The following is an 18637-nucleotide window of genomic DNA, read 5'->3' on the forward strand; positions in this document are numbered from 1 at the left end:
TGCGTCCTTTCGGCCAGTATGCGGGACTTGGACGAAACCGATATGGAGATTCTCTCGCTGTTAGCCGAGAACGCCCGTCGCCCGTTCAGCGCAATCGGCGAGGAAGTTGGCCTCTCCGGGCCAGCCGTCTCAGATCGCGTCACACGGCTCCAGGAGGCCGGGGTCATCAACCACTTCACTATCGATGTCGACCGTACCAAACTCAGGGCTGGTGTACCGGTACTCGTCCAGCTAGATCTCCCGGCCGAGTCGTTCGAGACGGTACGCGAGCGGGTCAGAAACGACGACGCCGTCGAACACGTGTTCATTACGTCGGAGGGCGACCTCTGGTTCTATGGACGTGCAGAAGCACAGAACGTCCGGGCGTGGGTGAACACGCTTCTCGACGGCGTCGACTCGGTTGAATACACAGTCACGTTAGTCGACGAAGTCGAGTGGACGCCATCGATCGATGGCGTCGAGTTCGCACTCACGTGTGCCGAGTGCGGTAATACTGTGGATTCTGAGGGGGAGACGAGTCGTATCGGTGGAGAGCTCTATCATTTCTGTTGCCCATCGTGTCAGAGTCGATTCGAAGATCGACACCAGCGTCTCGAAGAGGGCGTGTAGCGCTGACTCCGGTTTGGAAACGAAAGCAAACGCCGTTGATTACCCCCACTATCTAAGTAGTAACTCACCTAACGGAGTAGCCCCTATAGTATACCGATGCAAACACGCACAGCACATCTTGACATCACAGGGATGACCTGTGCCAACTGCTCGGGGACAGTTGGGGACGCCCTGGAGTCGCTCGACGGCGTCATCGAGGCGAACGCCAATTTCGCCACGGACGAAGGTTCCGTCGAGTACGACCCTGACGAGGTTTCGCTCGCAGAGATCTACGAGACGATCGAGGACGCCGGCTACGGTGCGGTGTCTGACACGGTGACCATCGGTATCTCCGATATGACCTGTGCCAACTGTGTGCAGACGAACGAGACTGCGCTCGAGAACACGCCGGGTGTTATCTCGGCCGAGGCGAACTTCGCCACCGACGAAGCGCAGGTCAGGTACAACCCCGCGGACACGTCACTCGAGGCGCTCTACGACGCTATCGAGGACGCCGGTTACTCGCCGGTCCGTGAAGACCGAGACAGCGGTGAAGCGGGTGAAGACGCTCGGGACGCCGCGCGACAGGGTGAGATTGAAAACAGCTTCGACTGACACTGTTCGGAGCCGCGTTGGCTGCCCCGATGCTGTTTTTCCTCGCAGAGAAGTTTCTGCTCGGCGGGGGAATTCTGCCCGAGACGGTCTTCGGCGTCGAATTCGGGTGGGTCGAGTTCCTGCTGGCGACACCCGTTCAGGCGGTGCTCGGCTGGCCGTTCTACAAGAACTCGTACAACGCGCTGGTCAACAACAGGCGCGCCAATATGGACGTTCTCATCGCACTGGGTTCGTCCACTGCGTATTTCTACTCCGTTGCAGTACTTGCCGGACTGATCGCGGGAAGCCTGTACTTCGACACTGCCGCGCTCATCCTGGTGTTCATCACCCTCGGGAACTATCTCGAAGCGCGCTCGAAGGGGCAGGCGGGCGACGCCCTTCGGAAGCTTCTCGAAATGGAGGCCGAGACGGCCACCCTCGTCGACGAGGACGGCAACGAGACGGAAGTGCCACTCGAAGATGTCACCGTCGGTGACCGTATGAAGGTCCGTCCCGGCGAGCAGATTCCGACCGACGGCGTCGTCATCGACGGGCAGAGCGCCGTCGACGAGTCGATGGTCACCGGCGAGTCGGTCCCCGTCGAGAAAGGCGAGGGCGACGAGGTCGTCGGCTCGACGATCAACGAGAACGGCGTCCTCGTCGTCGAGGCGACGAAGGTCGGCGCGGACACGGCGCTCCAGCAGATCGTTCAGACAGTCAAGGAGGCCCAGTCCCGCCAGCCAGACATCCAGAACCTCGCAGACCGAATCTCGGCGTACTTCGTCCCGGCGGTCATCGCGAACGCGGTACTGTGGGGCACCGTGTGGTTCCTCTTCCCTCAAACACTCGCTGGGTTCGTCGAGTGGCTTCCGCTGTGGGGTGCGGTCGCTGGCGGCCCAGTCGTGGCTGGTGGCACTGTCTCAGTCTTCGAGTTCGCGCTCATCGTCTTCGCGTCGTCCGTGTTGATCGCCTGTCCCTGTGCGCTGGGGTTAGCGACGCCTGCTGCAACGATGGTCGGGACGACGATCGGTGCCCAGAACGGCGTCCTGTTCAAGGGCGGAGACATTCTCGAACGGGCGAAAGACGTCGACACGGTCGTCTTCGACAAGACGGGCACGCTGACGAAAGGCGAGATGGAACTGACCGACGTCGTCGTCTTCGACGGTGACGGCCAGGCCGTCGCGGACGGTGGAGAGCCGGCAGCCGACGGCGGTCCCGCGAGTAGCGCGAGCGGGACCTCGTCGGACCCTCGATCCGACGGCGGAGCGCTAACCGCACGCGACCGTCTCAGTGAGGATGACGTCCTCCGATTCGCAGCGACGGCCGAGAGCGGGAGCGAACACCCGCTCGCCCGGGCCATCGTCGACGGAGCCAGAGAGCGCGGCATCGACGTGAACGACCCCGAGGACTTCGAGAACGTCCCCGGCCACGGCATCCGCGCAACCGTGGACGACAGCGAGGTGCTGGTCGGAAACCGAAAGCTCCTCCGCGACAACGGGATCGACCCCTCGCCCGCTCAGGGGACGATGGAACGTCTCGAAAGGGAGGGGAAGACGGCGATGCTCGTCGCCCGCGTGCCCGCTGGCACGGACGAGGGAGAACTCGTCGGTGTGGTCGCTGACGCCGACACGATCAAAGAAAGTGCCACCGAGGCCGTGAGCCAACTGCAGGAGCGCGGCATCGACGTGATGATGATCACCGGCGACAACGAGCGCACGGCCCGTGCCGTCGCCGAGCAGGTCGGCATCGACCCTGGGAACGTCCGCGCGGAGGTGCTCCCCGAGGACAAGTCCGATGCCGTCGAGGCCATCCAGGACGAAGGGCGCAAGGCGATGATGGTGGGCGACGGCGTCAACGACGCGCCCGCGCTCGCGGTCGCCTACGTCGGGACGGCCATCGGGTCGGGCACGGACGTCGCCATCGAAGCTGCGGACGTGACGCTGATGCGCGACGACCCGCTCGACGTGGTGAAGGCCATCCGCATCTCGGATGCGACACTCCAGAAGATTAAACAGAATCTCGTGTGGGCGCTTGGTTACAACACGGCGATGATCCCGTTGGCTTCACTCGGGCTGCTCCAGCCCGTGCTCGCGGCCGGCGCGATGGCCTTCTCGTCGGTGTCGGTGCTGTCGAACAGTCTGCTGTTCCGTCGGTACACTCCGGATCACGATTACGAACTGCTCGGCCGACTCCGCTAATCAACTCTCCCAGAATCACACTCCCTATAGTAGCATTTGCAAGTCTTCACTCACACGATCGCACGACTGCCTGCGATCGGATGTATAATCAGTTGCAAACGCTACTATAGCACGACACCGAGAAACGCCCGTGGGTTCGTCACAGCGGTGAGGAGACCGAACGCTAAGACGGCGGTCCCGACGCGGAGAACCGTGTTCCCCGCCATACTGTACTACGTCATCAGGGACCCGCGACGTCTCGTCGTAGCCTGCGAGTAGGAACGTCCACCCGCGGAACCTGAGCAGTGCTTGCCTTGTTGAACGCAAGACAGCGACGGGGTAGGGTCGATTGTTTGTAGTCTCACGCTGTCAGAGGTGCGTTCTTACAGTCAGAAGATACAGCGGCTGTTACTGACAGCGGTTGCCGAAGGGTCAAAACTATGGTATCTTGCTTCGTTGTTTCGGTGACGACGGCGATGCCTCTCCCGGATACGTCCGGAGAAGGGGAGCAGGCGGCGAGCCCTAACTCGCCGCCTGCGTTAGGTTATGGACGATGCACTTCCGAGTCAGCTCCCGGAACTGGCCGTGCCAGCTCCGGGAGCGGAGCTTCTCGCCGTCGTCTTCTTTCAACTGCGAGAAGCCCGTCTCACTCATCCAGCGTTGGTTGTAATCCTCGGTCATTCGGGCGTTGTGGGCCTTCTGCAACGGTGTTTGTTCCCTGTGCTTGATCAGTGGTCGCGTTGAGTTCGAGCGACACTCCTCACGGAGTTCGCCCCACGAGTAGTTCGCGTCAGCAGACAATACACGCAGGTCTTCCGCGTTCCGGCGGAAGACCTGCATCCCGATGTGGCCGTCCCACGCCTTCTGTGTCGTGAAATGAACGTCTTTGATCGCTAGCGAGTTCACGTCGATCAAGATGGTTGTCTTCATCGACTGGAACGAGTAGTTCGCACGGTCACGGTAGTGATAGCTGGTCTGATCACGCTGGAAGCCACTTGCATCGATTGCGGCTTCACCACTCCAGCCCGCCTGCTCCGCCGAAGCGCGGAGCAGGCGGCGGAGTTCACGCATCCGATACTCGTCTTCCCACCGGCAGAACGAACTGTAGTGTGGTGCCTCGTTGAGATCAAATACGGCGAGGATACCGGGCATCTCGTTGAGGTAGTCTTCAGTCTCACGAAGACTCTTCTCCAACTCAACGCGGAACAAAATCAACGCAATCTGTGTCCACTTGGCGTACCCGTCCGCGCCGTTCGGCGCGGCGGGTACGTCAGGGTCATCTACGTGCTGTTTGGCAAGATCTCGACACATCCGAGCGAGCCGTCTGAGCGATCCCATATCGCCAGACGGCGTCCAATTCCCGGTTAGCTTGACGGTATTTTCCTGTGAGAGCGTCTGAAACTACAGTCAGCTAGCGGCAAAACAAGGCAGCAGTGCTCCAAGAACGGTCAGGAGCCCGCCGGCGACGAGCCACTCCACCGCATTGGAGGCCCGGCCATCATTCACCACCGCCGTCCGGGCTGATCTCGAAAGTGGTGATCGTCCCAAGAAGTCCAGTAGTGGTATCTTGGATCGTGAGACCCGCCTCAGCGACAACATCACAGGGCTGTTGATCCCAGCGACAGCCGGTCTGGGCGTAGTGAGCGTCGGTCCGCCACTGCTGGTAGCTTGCGATCGGTCCCACGTCACTTCGCCCGTGTTCGACCAGGCGGATCGTCCCCTTGGGCTTACATACCCGGTTCATTTCACGGAGCGCGGCGACTGGATCGGGGAACGTACACGTCGACAGCGACGAAATCACTGCGTCGAAACTGTCGTCGGCAAAATCGAGATCCTGAGCATCCATCTGCAAAAGCGTGCCTTCGATATCTAGCTCTGTGAGTTGGTCTTCAGCGCGTGCTAACATTTCCGGACTAACATCGATGCCGACGAGTTCGACAGTCTCTGGAAGATATCCGAAGTTCGTTCCCGTCCCACAAGCGACGTCTAGCACCTTCCCGTCAACATCTCCAAACCGTTTGCGGCGATAGCGGCCAGTGACGAGACGGGCCAGCCAGTCGAAGCGCTGGATCCAGTCAGCGTACTCGGCGTACGATTCTTTGATCTCCGAGAGCGACATCGGTCGGTTCGACGCCGGGTCGGTCTCGGTTCGAGAGCGGTGGCGGTGGGAACTCGTCTGAGTCGTATTGTCAGGTGATGTCATTTTGTTGGGGGAGCTACGAAGGGCGGTCTGTTCTGCTACGGTTCCTTCCGCGATGTATCCGCATCGTCGACTGTGAGCTCGCAGAACTGCCTGAGGAACGTCTGTCGGTCGGTCCGGCCAGCACCGGCCGCGATGAGCGTCTCTTCGAGTCCCTCGCGGTTCTGATGACAACACTCGCGGTGGCAGGGCTTACAGAGATATTCGAACTCCTTGTCGTCACGGTTCCAGCGGTCGCCCTGCTTGTCGTATTCTCGCGCAGCATCGCGGTCGACCGTCTCGCCGCAGGCGATGCAGGTTACCCGCTGATCGGAGTCACCACGCCACGGCGTCGATGTCGGTATCGTCATCGATCCACCTCACCCATAATCGTGTCGAGACTGCCGAGCGTTGCGACGAGGTCGGCAACGTACTCGCCTTCCGCCATCGCCGGTAGCGCCGATAGGTTCGAGAACGACGGGCCTCGGATTTTGAACCGCGCGGGCGCGTCGGTTCCGTCTGCGCGGATGTAGATCCCGAGTTCGCCCTTCGCGCCCTCGACGGCCCTGTAGCACTCTCCCGACGGTTTCAGCGTCCGCGGCACGTTGGCCTGGCAGGTCCGATCTGCTTCCGGCCAGTCCGAGAGCAGGTCGACGCACTGTTGGATGATGGCTGCTGATTCTTCGATTTCCTGTAGTCGCACAAGCACACGTGCGAAGTTGTCGCAGCCGTCCCGGGTGATGACGTTCCACTCAAGACGATCGTAGTAGCCGTACGGGTCGTCACGTCGGAGATCGTAGTCGATACCTGAGGCACGAGCGACCGGCCCGGTGGCTCCATACTGCTTTGCGACTGCTGGCGGGAGTTCGCCGGTGTCGACACACCGGGCTTGGAAGACTTCGTTGCTCGTCAGGAGGTCGTGGTATTCCGCGAGCTTCTGCGGCAGGTCGTTGGTGAAGGCGCGCACGTCTTCGAGGAACCCGTCGCGCGGCTCTGGGAGGTCCCACGCGACGCCGCCGATCCGGAAGTAGTTGAACATCATTCGTTGACCAGTCAGGTCCTCCAGGAGATCCTGGACGAGTTCCCGGTCCCGAAACCCGTACATAAAGGTGGCATTGAACTCGCCGCTGACGTCCAGTGCGTACATCGCCGTGAATAACAGATGTGAGAGAATCCGAGACAATTCGGCGCTCATCGTCCGGACGACCTGGGCGTACTCAGGGACATCAATCCCGGCTAAGTCTTCGATGACGCGGGCGTAAGCCCACTCGTTCAGGAGGCCCGCACCGCCCCAGTCCCAGCGGTCTGGGTACGGCATAATCTGGTGGCGGTAGGTCCCCTGCTGGCACATCTGTTCCTCACATCGGTGGATGTACCCGATATCGGGCTCGACATCTGCAATCGTCTCCCCATCCAGCTCGACGTTCAAATGAAGGACTCCGTGAGTCGACGGGTGGTGCGGCCCGATGTTGATGTGCATCGTGTCAGGCCCCTCACGGTGATCCTCCTGTAGCGGATTCGCGTGCTCGGACAACGGCACGATCTGAGGCCGTGTCTGATCGTAGTCCAGCGACAACGGATGTCCCTGCCACGTCTCCGGCAGCAGGATCCGCCGCAGGTCCGGGTGGTCCTCGTATTCGATACCGACGAGATCGTAGGCCTCCCGTTCGTGCCACGCAGCAGTCCGGTAGACCGGTGTTGCTGACTCACTTATCGGGTCGTCCTTCGCTGTCGGAACGACGACCGACAACTCGCGCGTCCGGTCGTCGTAACTGGTGAGGTGATAGATCGTCTCGAAGCGGTCTTCGTACTCTTGAGCAGTCACACACGAACAGTGGTCGAATCCTGCCTCCGAGCGAAGCGTCGAGAGGGCGCTCTGCACTCGATCAGCGCGGATCACGACCGCGGGGGCGTTCTCGTGCGTTTCACGACCGACAATAGCGTCGGTTGGGAGGGCGGTGACCGCCTCAGCCGGGGACTGCCGGGCGATCGAGCGGTGATGCTGAAACATCGTCCACACCTAGCTGTTCCAGACCGAGCACGGTAGGCGCGTTGCCTCACCTGTGGTGTGATATAAATACCAGTGCCGCCTTCGGAACTGCTGTTTTTTTTCGTTGCGCCGCAGCGGTGAGCGGCTCTACGGTAATGATTTATTTTCTAACGTACTGCAAGTCGTCGTATGCGGTATCTCACGGTGGAAGTCAAGCCAAACGAGGGAGGTGCGTTCCACCCACTTGGGGATAAGCTCACGGAAGCACCGGATATCGAGCGAAGAGCCATTCATCACGTTGAGCTTCTGGCCGACGAGACCGTGTTGCTACTGGCGGAGGCGAGCGGCAGTCAAGAGCGGTACGAACAGATTATGGCTGCATCCCCGCACGTCATCGATTATCTCGTTGCCGGAGATGACCGGTGGATGGCTGTGAGTCAATTCGTACCGACCGACGAGGTCCGAAAGGCACTGGTACTCCAGCAAGAACTGTTTTTAGTAGTTGATACGCCGATCCGCTTCACTTCCGAGGGTCACCTCGAAATCACGTACCTCGGGACGGAGAACTCCTTCAGCAAGCTGTTCGACTACGCCGGTGAGCTGGATTCGATGGCGTTCGATATTCGCAATATGGGGGAGTACGAGGCGGACGAGTCGTCTCTCAGTCGAATGATCACCACTCGACAAGAAGAAGTACTTGAGGCAGCCGTGGAGGTAGGATACTACACTGAACCACGTAAAGCGTCACTTGAAGAGGTAGGTGACGCCGTCGGGATCTCTCCTGGAACAGTGGGTGAACACCTTCGAAAAGTCGAAGAGCGCGTCTTTAGCGAGATCGTCCGCTGATGCGCTCGGGCTCGTAGTCGAAAATAAAAATAGCCTTACTGCTACGGCAGTCCGCCTATTCGGATACATCGCGTATTTTCAGACATCAATACCCCGTTGACGCCTGAGCAGAGCATTCGAACCGCTCGCCGTGCCAACAAACACTGATGGCAGCAACAACACCATCCACAGATACTGACGCATCGTTGCTTACAGCCCCGAACGTCGAATCCTCCTCCCGGGAGGTAAACGGCGTCCGACTACACGTCGTAACAGCTGGCGAACCTGATGCCCCCCTCGTCGTCTTGTTACACGGCCACCCCGATTTCTGGTATGGGTGGCGTCACCAGATCGGTCCGCTCGTGAATGCTGGCTATCGCGTGGTGGTCCCGGATCAGCGCGGCTGTAATCTAAGCGAAGCACCCGACGGAATCGACGCCTACCGGATGTCGAATCTCGTCGCCGATGTCCGTGAATTAATCCGCAGTGAGGGACGCGAATCGGCCCACGTAGTCGGACACGATTTCGGCGCGTTCGTGGCCTGGAACGTCGCTCTTCGGGAGCCCGCCGTCATCGATCGACTCGGAATCTGCAACGTTCCGCATCCGACGGTGTATCGAGAGACACTCCGCTCCAGCCTCCGCCAGATCGCGCGGAGTTGGTACGTCTGGTTCTATCAGCTCCCGAAGCTCCCCGAGTGGATGCTGCGCCGGAACGGGATGGAGAATATGGTCGCCACCCTCGAAATCTCCTCGAATAACGGAACGTTCGATGACGAAACGATTGCGCGGTATCAAGCAGCGTGGCGGCACACCGGTATTGAGCCGCGGATAAACTGGTACCGTGGATTCAGGCGGTCGGAGCGTCCGTCACGCGACACTGTCGTCCAACCAACGCTGATCTGTTGGGGCGAGAATGATGTTGGACTCGTCCCTTCTATGGCGGAGGAAAGCCTCGCGTACTGTGAAACGGGTCAGCTTCAGACATATCCCGACGCGTCACACTGGGTCCACCACGAGCGCGAGGAAGTCACTGAAGTGCTTCGTGATTATCTCTCGTGAACGGATGAGGTATCAGTACTCGGTCGTGGGGGTGACACCGGACAGCTTCAGCGATCACAGAGTCGGTTAGTATATGAATAAGCGGACACGTCCGACACAATAGCGGAGTAGTCCCGTCGCCTTTCTGTACCTATGAGTACTGAAGCCAGGAGTGCAACAGATCTACGGGGAGTGTCAGTCACCGTGGATCAGGTCTTGTATGCGGGTGAACCGATGATACCCGGTACTGCGGTCAAGACGTATGATCGTCACCGCATCGCTACCGATGCGGGGACACACCACAGACGGGGTACTCGTTGATATGAATTCGGTACGACAGTGGATTCATCGGGTCACACACGACGTGTCGGATGACCGTGTCAGAGCAACGTGGCGCGGAATACTACCGTGGGCGGTTGGTTTCGGCGTCCAACTCCTGGCGCTGGCCATAGCGGGATTTGCTATCCGGAGCCTGTTCGACGTCTCTGGACTCGGGGACGGAACGGTCGCGTTATTGGATATCGGGCTCTTGGGGGTCGCCTCGGGTCTCGGGCTGCTCGTCGCAATCGCACTCGGAACGCGGCTTGATCAGCGATCGCTCGCAGCGTTCGGGGTTAGAGCCTCCAGGAGTGAGTTGGTGGACTGGGTGGCTGGAATCGTCATCGGGGCGCTCACATACGGCGTGCCAACCGCCGTGTTCCTCCAACTCGGGGGAGCTGACGCAACGGCGGGGTTCAGTACCCAGATAGCTGACCCCAGCGTCTTGGCACTAGTCGGTACGGTAGCTCTCGTTTCCTTCGGGTTGCAAACTGCGTTCGAGGAGTTCGCTTTCCGTGGGGTGATGCTATCGAATTTCGCAGAAGGGATGCTCGCTCGGGGCAGCTCTTCCAACTGGTCTGTCGTTATTGCGCTACTGACGAGCTCTGCGATATTCGGAGTGAGTCATATCGTTACCCAAGGTGGAGGCGGTGCCGAGGGACGAAGTATTCAGATAGTCGTCGCGAGCACGCTGCTGGGGTTGTTGTAGGGCGGAGCGTACGTCCTCACAACGCGGTTAGCGGTCCCGTTCGGCCTCCACTTCGGGCACAATCTCTGGGCAGCGATGATGTTGCAGCCGACAGAAGTAGCCGCGACAATACCGGCTCTCGGGCACGTCGCGTACTCGGTGAGCAGATACGAACTGGCCCTCGGGAAGATGGTCGTCGGGGCTAGCTGCGTACTTGTGTGGCTGTACCTGACTCGTGGCGAATTCAGGATCGAAGGGCAAAGCACCCGCCAGACGGAACCACGAGTCGATCTCGAGGTCAATTTGACGGTGCACCAACAGCGGTGTCGCGGTCGCGCTCGCTTTTGATCGCCCGCACAACCCGGCCACAGTCGTCAGGGTTTAGCTCACGCACGTCCGACTGGCGGCTGTTGTGAGCCATTGGGACCCAGCGTTGCGCTCGGTACAGGAGGCAGCCACCGGGCTTTACGGCCCGAGGTCGTTCACTGGTTATTTGCGGGAAATCGGCCAGGATCCGGGCCAATATCGGACGGCGGCGGAACTCACGGCCGACACCCGGCAGCAGCTGTCGAGTCGGTTGGCGGAGCGAGAGACGATGGTCCTGTCGTTGGGGCGAGCGACGGACGGCTCCGGAACTCAGTTTGCGCTCGTTCACGTTCCGGACCACCTGGACGACTTTTTCATCGACGAGCGGGCGTTCCGTCCGGACGAACGGGAGACGGTAGATTACACGGCGGAGGGAGACGATACGCTCGCTCTCGGACAGGAGGTGCAGGATATGCTCGAAGTGTATCGGTCGCTGCCGACCTTCTCGGAGACGGGGTTCCTGAACTTCGCCCTTTCGACGGGGCTTTTTCCCGAGCGCTCGATCTCGACGCTGCACAGATCGGCACTGCTCCGACGACCGTCGCGTCCAGCTTCGATTTCGAATTCTGAACCACATCCCGACCGACCGACGATTCTCCATCACAACGACGGTCAGATCGAAATCGACGCGCTCGTGATGACTCGCCGCAACGGCGAGCGCGTTCTCCTGGTCATCGAGGCGATGTGTGGGGGGCGACGGAACCTGGCCAAGCACAAACTGGGCTATCCGGCGCTTGCGGCGGAGACGTCACTGTCGCTCGACGTTGATCGAGTGATTCCTGTCTACCTTCGCGCACGTCCGGTAAAGGAGGGTGTTCGATACAGCATCTACGAGTGTTCGGAGATTCCGACGGGCGAGGAACGGCCCTGTCTTGCGAAGTTGCACGTCGTCGACGACTCCCACTACGAAGTACGTATCTGATTCGGCTACGGGCGGGGCTTCTTTGACCGGGCCACAGGACAGCCACACGGATAGGGTGTCATAGAACTCCTGTTACGGTGTTTATTTCACGATCCCACAGCCGAATCAACCCAAGACTCTGCCTGCGTGTTGAGCATCCGCGAGCGGAGCGAGCGGTTCACCGGACCCGACCGTAGGGAGGGTCCGGCCTTTTGGCATCAACGGGTTTTCCCGGGGTTTGACCGAGCGATGCGAGGGAAGACCCCGGGAAAAGAGGTTGCTGAATTGAGCTCGGGTGCGGAAAGTCTTCTATAACACCCTCACGCAGATGGTGACCCAGCAGGTGATGCGTGGAACGTATGCATCTCGAAACCAACAGGCTGCAACGCCCGGCCTGAAATCTCTTGGTGGGACTCCTCCGCGTTCACGCGGAGGAGGTCAAGTGCCTTCGTGACATCCGCACCGGAATAGCGGGCGACGCTTTCCGAGGTTCTTCTGTTACTAACTGAAGCCGGGTTACAATCGACACCGACCAGCGAACTGTTTGCGGCGCCGATCCCTCCCCGAGGTCGCAGACGAGACTGAACCCTCGGAGTTCCGAGAGATTGTCGATATCCGGACCGAGCGGATCTTTACCCACTACCGTCAGTCGCAGTCTGGCGGTGGTGGCGTCGCAGCACGCCAATTTTGTTCGCAACCGTCGCCGCGAGGTCTTGGAATGCTTCCGCGGTCTTGGCGGCGTCCTGACGGACGATCGGCTCGCCGGTGTCGGCGCCCGCACGGATCGCCGAATCCAGTGGGAGCGATCCGAGGTACGGGACATCGACTGCGTCGGCCAGCTCTCGGCCACCGTCTTCACCGAAGATCTCGTGAGCGTCTCCGCAACTCGGGCAGACAAAGCCGCTCATATTCTCGACGATACCCAACACGTTGGTCTGGTACTCGCCGAACATCTCGATACCCCTGCGGGTATCGTCCACGGCGACGGACTGCGGTGTTGTGACGACGACAGTCCCCGTGACAGGTAAGTGCTGAAGCACCGTCAGCTGGACGTCACCGGTACCCGGCGGGAGATCCACGACGAGGTAGTCCAACGTTCCCCACGAAACGTTGGCAAACAGGTCGGTGAGGGTGTTCTGTGCGACCGGACCGCGCCAGACCACCGGATCGTCGTCTTCGATCATCAGTCCGACGCTCATCAGTTTGAGCCCGTGAGCGGTCGGTGGTTCAATTCGGTCTTCGCCGTCGACGGTCGTCACATCGGGATCGGTGTCGGCGCCGAGCATCTGTGGGACGTTCGGGCCATACACGTCGGCGTCGAACAGCCCAACGTTCGCCCCGCGGTCGGCGAGGCCGGCGGCGAGGTTGACAGCGACAGTGCTTTTCCCGACACCCCCCTTTCCGGAGGCGACGGCGATCACGTTTTTGACGCCAGGCAGAACCGACGATTCGGCAGAATCGAACAGCGGTACGTTCGCCGAGAGCTCGACATCGACCCCCGCATCGTCGGCGACCTCACGGACGCGCTCCGCGATGGCGGCCTCGTCAGGGGCGTGCGGCGCGCCGAGCGCGAGCTCGACGGCAGCGGTCCCGTCGTCGACGGAAATGTCGGTAACGAGTCCGGCAGTGACGATGTCAGTATCGAGCGCCGGGTCGTCGATGGCGCGGAGGCGATCACGAAGGTCGGCGTCTGAGATGTCTGTGGTTGTCATCGGTCGAGTGGTTACGAGGGTATAGTTTCGGACGGTTGTTGATCGGCCTGTACGACTTCTTCGGCGTCCCACGCGGTGAACGTCCGTGCGAGACGAGCGATTGCGGCGAAGACGCCTTCGACTGTGTCGCTGCTTGCGACGGCCTCTTCGAACCGGTCGATCCAGCCCAGTTGGGAGAGCGTCCGGGCCTGAAGTTCGCGGACTGCATCGAGGTTTGCTTCGGTTCCATCGCCTTCGAGTAGCGCCGCCTCCCGCTCACAGAGCGCGCGCATAAACTCGAAACAGGTGGCGATGTGGTCGGGGATGTCGCCACCGCGCTCGGGCGAGAACCCGGCGGCGGCGTACAGCCGCGCCATATCGGCGGCCGGATCGCCGAGGAGTTCGCCGGCCTCGCCGGCGGTGTGGTACCGCGAGTCCGACTCGAACGCCTCGCTCGGATCGGTCGCGTGAGCGGACGCGAACGGCGGGACGTAGTTGGTCCCCGGCACGACGAACAGGTTGTCGTACCCGACGCCCAGCGAACCTGCGTCGTGGTCGTCGCCGCGGAGGTCCGCCGTCTCGATGTTGATCGGGAACACTTCGGCAACGGCCGCGAAGGCCCCTCGATCGAGCGCGGCTGCTGTCGTCTCGGCCTCGCCGTCGAAGGTCGCAGCCAACAGCCCGTACAGTCGGGCGCGGGCCGTTGCCATCGCCGCCTCGTCGCGGCCGTCAGTCGTGTGCGGGCATTTCAGATCACCTCTGCTCCACGTCGACGAAGGCGTCGTACTGCGCGTTGCTTCCACCAACGAGGTCCGAGAGGCCGGTGTCGCCGAGCTCTGCATCCAACGGCTGGACGTGATTGATCGCAAAGCCGGCGTCGCGCCCCTTTGCGTACCCGGCCTCCTCGGTCATCGGCTCGTCGAACTGGTAGTCGCTGTGCCCATCGGCTTCGACCGCCGGCCGCGTTTCGCCGTCGATCGTCTCGGCCGTCGCACCGCCACCCGTTCGGCCCCATCCCCACATCGCGCCGACGACGCCGGGACGGATTCCGCTCGTGACCATCGCGACCGCGTCGACGGTCTTGCGGCCTGCATCGAGGACGATGTCGTCGCCGTTTTCGATGCCCCGCTCGTCGGCGTCGCGGGGGTTGATCCACACGGGGTTCTCCGGACGCGTCTCGCGGAGCCACGGGCTGTTCTGGGTGCGGTGCATCCCCTGCGTCCGCGGCTTCCAGTTGATCAGCCGGAGCGGGCGCTCCCGGTTGTCGTCGCCGCTCACCGCGGCCTGCACGGTCCCGTCGTAGTGCTCGACGTCGTCGACCCGCGGGAGCGGGTCGAACCGCTCGCCGGTGAAGGAGTGTTTCCCCTTCGGGACGACTTCGCTGTAGAAGTCGACCCGCGACTCGAGCTTGTACCGCATATGCTCGCCGTCGTAGGCGTTCGAGTCGTCCGCGCGCTCGGCGTAGTCGTACCCGTGACCGTGCTCGGCGAACGCCTCCCCGTAGCCGTCGGTCGGCTCCTCGAAGCGGCCGCCTCGGTTCAACACCGTGACGACCTTCCGCCATTCCTCGTCGGTGACGGCCGCCCGCCAGCGCTCGAGGTCGAACTGATCGCCGAGCCCGTTCTCGTGGCTCTCACGGAACACCCGCAGTTCGTCTTCAGTCGCGTCCGTGACCGGATCCCGGCCGTACGCGATGTTGGTCGCGAGCTTCAGGTAGAAGTCCTCGGCCTGTTCGAGGGGCCACAGGTCGCCGTCCGCGTCGGGGATGGCGTCCGCACCGACGCCGGGGAGATCCAGCTCCGACCACAGCTCGACGAGCACATCCTCGAACGGACGCGCGTCGGGGACGACGGAGACGGCCGGCTGGCTGATCTTCTCGTCGGCCAGCCGCTTGTTCGGGTATGTCCCGAAGTTCTCCCAGCGTTCGAGGTAGGTCGGCTCGGGCAGGATGTAGTCGGCGTACTGGCTCGTATCGCCGATGACCGTGTCCGAGGCGACGATCAGCGGGATCGTCTCAGTGTCTTTGAGGATCGCCGGGATCTCGTCGCCGCCGGCGACCGCCATAACGTGGTTGTTCGAGTACGGCCGGATGAACAGCGCCTCGACGCCGTACGGGTACTCCTCTGCGGCGCTGCCGTAGAGCTCTTGGGTGGCCTGTGGCGGCGCAACAGGGAACCACGGCCGCTTCGCCGGGTAGCCGTCGTCGCGGTCGAAAAGCGAGGTGTCTTCGTAGTTGACGCCGCCGCGGAGCAGGGGGATCCCCCACGGCGCGTGCCCGTCCGGGACCGAGCCGAGTTCGTACCGGCCGGACATCGTGTCGTAGCCCGCGTAGGGCGTGATCTGGCCGCCCTTCCAGTCGTAGTTCCCGATGAGGTGCTGGAGGGTGGCGATCGCCCGCGTGTTGTAGAAGCCGTTGGTGTGTTTCGCCGGGCCGCGGTAGGCCATAATCGCTGCGCGTTTCCCGTGGCTGGTGAACTCGTCGGCGATCTCGGCGATCTGGTCGGCCGGCACGCCGGCCATCTCGGCGTACTCCTCGACGGTGTGTTCGAAGACGCGCTCGCGGTACTGGCTCCAGACGCTCCGAACCGCCATCCCGTCGACCGTCACGTCGACGTCGAGAACGGCCGTGTCGATTTCGCTCGCGGGTCGTGGTTCGCCTGTGGCCGCATCGACAGCGACAAAGTCGTCGGCGGCCTCGTCGTCTTCCGAAACGAGTCCGAGGTCGGCGGCGCGCGCTTTCGGTCCTGCCGACTCGTCGACGAGCACGAGGTGCGCCGCGTCGCTCCACGTGGGTTCGTCGTCGTCGCTCGCGGCCGACTGCGAGGGGTTCTGGAGGTAGGTCAGATCGTGGCGGTCGTTCTCGATAATCCACCGCGCCATCCCGAGCGCGAGCGCCCCGTCCGCACCGGGTTCGACAGGCACCCACGTGTCGGCCTTTTCGGCGGTCTTCGACAGGCGCGGATCGACGACGTCCATCCGCATTCCGTCCTCGATAGCGTTCGTCAGCTTCGGCGCGAGCCACGTCGGGCCCTTGTTGGCGACCATCGGATTGGTCCCCCACGCGATGAGGTACTCGCAGTTCTCGATGTCGGGGTACTGCCGCTTCTTCTTTGCAGCGTGCGAACGGACGTTGCCCATCACGCTCGAAACGCCGCAGGTCCCGGCGTGGTGGATGCTGTTTATGGATCCCAGCCCCTGGTGCCAGAGCCGGTTCCGGATGAAGTTGCGGCGGAATCCCCCGACGTCGACGATCTGGTTGGACTTCGGCCCCAGATCGGGGTGGTCGGTGTCGATGAGGTCGTCCGCGTACTTCTCGTCGAAGTCAGACTTGGACAGCTCGCCGCTCTGGACTGCCTCCCAGTCGCTCATCACCGCCTCCTGTGGGGCGTATCCCCAGATGTCTTTGAGTCCAGGGTGGCCGAGGTCGTCGTCGCCCTCGACGATGTCTCGAATCACCTGGTCCCACGAGACGGTCTTCCACTCGCCCGACCCGCGCGGACCGACCCGTTTCATCGGCTTGCGGACACGGTAGCTGTCGAAGGCCGTCTGGATGCCCGCCTGGCCCTTCAGGCAGATGCGGCCACCTGAAAGCGACCAGCGGTCGGTGTTGACGTCGCCGCTCCCCTCGATGTCGCCCATCGCCACGTCCGCCGGATCGCTCTCGTAGGGCACCTGTGAGAACGGCTGCGTGTTGAGGAACGAATACGGGTTACCGGCGAGCTTCCGGACGAGCGAGCTATACTCGCCGGTACCGCTCCCGTCCGCGAGCTGAACCTTGATCGGACAGAAGGTGTTACACTGTCCGCAGGTGGTGTGTATCACGTCACTCGCGCCGTACTCGCCGTAGTCGTCCCCGACGTAGTGAAACTCGTCGTCTGTCCACAGGTCGTCGACGTCCACGTCGACCGCGGCGTTGCTGGCCGCCGCGATGATTCCGATACTTCCGACCGCCTTGACGAAGTCACGACGCGATACGCCTGCGCCGTCCTCGCCTGAACCGTCAGTACTCATTCGTGGTCACCTCCGCTCAGCGGCGTCAACGGCAGCGTCTCCGCACCGAGCGTGTACAACAGCAGTCCGACGCCTATCATCCCGACACTCGTCCCCCACTCGACCAGCGTCGGGAAGTACGATCCGTGGGGGAGCCCCTCCATCACCGGCATAATCTGTGCCGGAACGACGATATTGAACCGCACCGCGACGATCCCGATTACGACGCTCAGTCCGGCAAGCACCATCACCGACGGCGTGCGCCGCCAGGACTTCTTGGTCAGCAATACCATCGGGAACACCCAGCTGAGTCCGATCATAAACCACCAGAACGACCACGACATCGGGCCGTACATAATGACCTGCCAGGTCTCGATCTCGTGGGGGTGGAGGCTGGCGATCGCGATGAACGTCTCGATGGCGGTCAGGGCGGCGTCGACGATAATGAAGCCGATCAAAAGCTGTGCGAGGCGGTCGAGCAAGTCCGGGTCGACCGAGTCGCCGTCGAACAGCCGGGTCCGAAGCACGTAGATCACCATCACGAGGGCGGTCCCGCTGAGCAGCGCCGAGATGACGAAGATCACCGGAAACAGCCCGCTGTTCCAGTACGGACGGGCCTTCGAGACGGCGAACAACACGCCGGTCCCGCCGTGGACCATAAATATCGCCAGCGGGATCCCGACGATACCGGCCCGCTTGAGCCAGCGCTGGTCGAACGACTGGGACCCCTCGCTCGTGTCCAGCCGGCCGAGCGCGAGCGCCGCGTAGAACGTCTGTCGAAGCCCCGAGGCGCGCTGCGCGACCCGCGCGAGGTCGATCCGCATCGAGAAATACAGCTCCGTGACCAGAATCCCGATATAGGCAACGTAGGCGTGCACTTCCCACGAGAGCGCGGAGGTCAGTTGGCGCCAGAGGAACGGGAAGTACATCCGGTCCATCCGTCCGAGGTCGATCCAGACGAACAAAAGCGCCACCGCCATACTGATGATGGCCGCAAACAGCGCGTCGCGGTCGATCCTGTGCATCCCTTCGACCTCGAAGACGTTGGCCATCGTGCTCACGAGGAACGCGCCGGCGGAGAGGCCGACGAAGTAGATGTAGAAGGCGACCCACGCGCCCCACGGGACGATGCTCGTGAGGTTGGTACTCGCCATTCCCCCCGTGAGCCGCAGGTACGTCGCGTACGCGCCGACGGCGACGAGAACGCCGATGATCGCGTACCAGGCGACGCGCAGCCGGTCGTCTTCGAACCCCGGATCGAACTCGAAGCGTGAACTCTGTGTTGCCATT

13 protein-coding genes and 1 pseudogene are annotated in these 18637 nt (G+C 62.0%); 6 read left to right on the forward strand and 8 right to left on the reverse strand.

Annotated elements, in window-relative coordinates; all coding sequences use genetic code 11:
• Positions 1-18: 18 nt before the first annotated feature.
• Together RJT37_RS19255 and RJT37_RS19260 are read left to right on the forward strand one after the other, a co-directional pair.
• Positions 19-609 carry an AsnC family transcriptional regulator gene (locus RJT37_RS19255; protein WP_313690209.1) on the forward strand — a complete coding sequence of 197 codons (591 nt, stop codon included), beginning with the start codon at positions 19-21 and terminating at the stop codon, positions 607-609.
• Positions 610-705: 96 nt separating this feature from the next.
• Positions 706-3380 (forward strand): annotated as a pseudogene (locus RJT37_RS19260) (heavy metal translocating P-type ATPase).
• Positions 3381-3881: 501 nt separating this feature from the next.
• Here RJT37_RS19260 and RJT37_RS19265 read toward each other — a convergent pair.
• From RJT37_RS19265 to RJT37_RS19280, 4 genes are all read right to left on the reverse strand, one after another.
• Positions 3882-4697 carry an IS5 family transposase gene (locus RJT37_RS19265; protein WP_313684617.1) on the reverse strand — a complete coding sequence of 272 codons (816 nt, stop codon included), beginning with the start codon at positions 4695-4697 and terminating at the stop codon, positions 3882-3884.
• A gap of 160 nt (positions 4698-4857) precedes the next feature.
• Complete coding sequence (locus RJT37_RS19270) at positions 4858-5478, reverse strand: class I SAM-dependent methyltransferase (protein WP_313690211.1); 621 nt, start codon at positions 5476-5478, stop codon at positions 4858-4860.
• 119 nt (positions 5479-5597) lie between these two features.
• Complete coding sequence (locus RJT37_RS19275; protein WP_313690212.1) at positions 5598-5909, reverse strand: DUF7562 family protein; 312 nt, start codon at positions 5907-5909, stop codon at positions 5598-5600.
• A complete protein-coding gene (locus tag RJT37_RS19280; protein WP_313690214.1) occupies positions 5906-7549 on the reverse strand; it encodes an NADH-quinone oxidoreductase subunit D in 1644 nt (547 codons plus the stop codon). The genes RJT37_RS19275 and RJT37_RS19280 overlap by 4 nt, the downstream gene beginning before the upstream one ends.
• Before the next feature lie 168 nt (positions 7550-7717).
• On the opposite strand from RJT37_RS19280, the gene RJT37_RS19285 reads away from it, so the two are divergent.
• From RJT37_RS19285 to RJT37_RS19300, 4 genes are all read left to right on the forward strand, one after another.
• Positions 7718-8374, forward strand: coding sequence for a helix-turn-helix domain-containing protein (locus tag RJT37_RS19285; RefSeq protein ID WP_313690216.1), 657 nt, complete (start codon positions 7718-7720; stop codon positions 8372-8374).
• 146 nt (positions 8375-8520) lie between these two features.
• Positions 8521-9414: an alpha/beta fold hydrolase gene (locus RJT37_RS19290; protein ID WP_313690218.1), complete on the forward strand. Its 894-nt coding sequence runs from the start codon at positions 8521-8523 to the stop codon at positions 9412-9414.
• A 241-nt stretch (positions 9415-9655) separates the two neighbouring features.
• Complete coding sequence (locus RJT37_RS19295) at positions 9656-10420, forward strand: CPBP family glutamic-type intramembrane protease (protein ID WP_313690220.1); 765 nt, start codon at positions 9656-9658, stop codon at positions 10418-10420.
• Positions 10421-10892: 472 nt separating this feature from the next.
• Positions 10893-11687, forward strand: a complete 795-nt coding sequence (locus RJT37_RS19300) for a hypothetical protein (RefSeq protein ID WP_313690222.1) — start codon at positions 10893-10895, stop codon at positions 11685-11687.
• Between the two features lie 611 nt (positions 11688-12298).
• Here the strand turns inward: RJT37_RS19300 and RJT37_RS19305 are convergent.
• Genes RJT37_RS19305 through nrfD form a run of 4 tightly spaced genes read right to left on the reverse strand, consistent with a single transcriptional unit; the run spans position 12299 to position 18636 of the window.
• Positions 12299-13378, reverse strand: a complete 1080-nt coding sequence (locus RJT37_RS19305; protein WP_313690224.1) for an Mrp/NBP35 family ATP-binding protein — start codon at positions 13376-13378, stop codon at positions 12299-12301.
• Between the two features lie 11 nt (positions 13379-13389).
• Complete coding sequence (locus RJT37_RS19310) at positions 13390-14067, reverse strand: TorD/DmsD family molecular chaperone (protein WP_313690226.1); 678 nt, start codon at positions 14065-14067, stop codon at positions 13390-13392.
• A 43-nt stretch (positions 14068-14110) separates the two neighbouring features.
• Positions 14111-17368 (reverse strand): molybdopterin-dependent oxidoreductase, encoded by a 3258-nt coding sequence (locus tag RJT37_RS19315; protein WP_313690228.1) that lies wholly within the window; start codon positions 17366-17368, stop codon positions 14111-14113.
• A complete protein-coding gene (nrfD, locus tag RJT37_RS19320; RefSeq protein ID WP_313690230.1) occupies positions 17365-18636 on the reverse strand; it encodes an NrfD/PsrC family molybdoenzyme membrane anchor subunit in 1272 nt (423 codons plus the stop codon). Before nrfD ends, RJT37_RS19315 begins: the two co-directional genes overlap by 4 nt.
• Position 18637 lies beyond the last annotated feature (1 nt).

Origin of the sequence: Halobellus marinus (assembly GCF_032113415.1) — an archaeon.
Classification (GTDB): Archaea; Halobacteriota; Halobacteria; order Halobacteriales; family Haloferacaceae; genus Haloquadratum; species Haloquadratum marinus.

Coding starts and splice junctions, on each gene's coding strand:
- RJT37_RS19255 (WP_313690209.1), top strand. CDS start 19: ATGCGGGACTTGGACGAAACCGATATGGAGATTCTCTCGCTGTTAGCC.
- RJT37_RS19265 (WP_313684617.1), bottom strand. CDS start 4,697: ATGGGATCGCTCAGACGGCTCGCTCGGATGTGTCGAGATCTTGCCAAA.
- RJT37_RS19270 (WP_313690211.1), bottom strand. CDS start 5,478: ATGTCGCTCTCGGAGATCAAAGAATCGTACGCCGAGTACGCTGACTGG.
- RJT37_RS19275 (WP_313690212.1), bottom strand. CDS start 5,909: ATGACGATACCGACATCGACGCCGTGGCGTGGTGACTCCGATCAGCGG.
- RJT37_RS19280 (WP_313690214.1), bottom strand. CDS start 7,549: ATGTTTCAGCATCACCGCTCGATCGCCCGGCAGTCCCCGGCTGAGGCG.
- RJT37_RS19285 (WP_313690216.1), top strand. CDS start 7,718: ATGCGGTATCTCACGGTGGAAGTCAAGCCAAACGAGGGAGGTGCGTTC.
- RJT37_RS19290 (WP_313690218.1), top strand. CDS start 8,521: ATGGCAGCAACAACACCATCCACAGATACTGACGCATCGTTGCTTACA.
- RJT37_RS19295 (WP_313690220.1), top strand. CDS start 9,656: ATGATCGTCACCGCATCGCTACCGATGCGGGGACACACCACAGACGGG.
- RJT37_RS19305 (WP_313690224.1), bottom strand. CDS start 13,378: ATGACAACCACAGACATCTCAGACGCCGACCTTCGTGATCGCCTCCGC.
- RJT37_RS19310 (WP_313690226.1), bottom strand. CDS start 14,067: ATGGCAACGGCCCGCGCCCGACTGTACGGGCTGTTGGCTGCGACCTTC.
- RJT37_RS19315 (WP_313690228.1), bottom strand. CDS start 17,368: ATGAGTACTGACGGTTCAGGCGAGGACGGCGCAGGCGTATCGCGTCGT.
- nrfD (WP_313690230.1), bottom strand. CDS start 18,636: ATGGCAACACAGAGTTCACGCTTCGAGTTCGATCCGGGGTTCGAAGAC.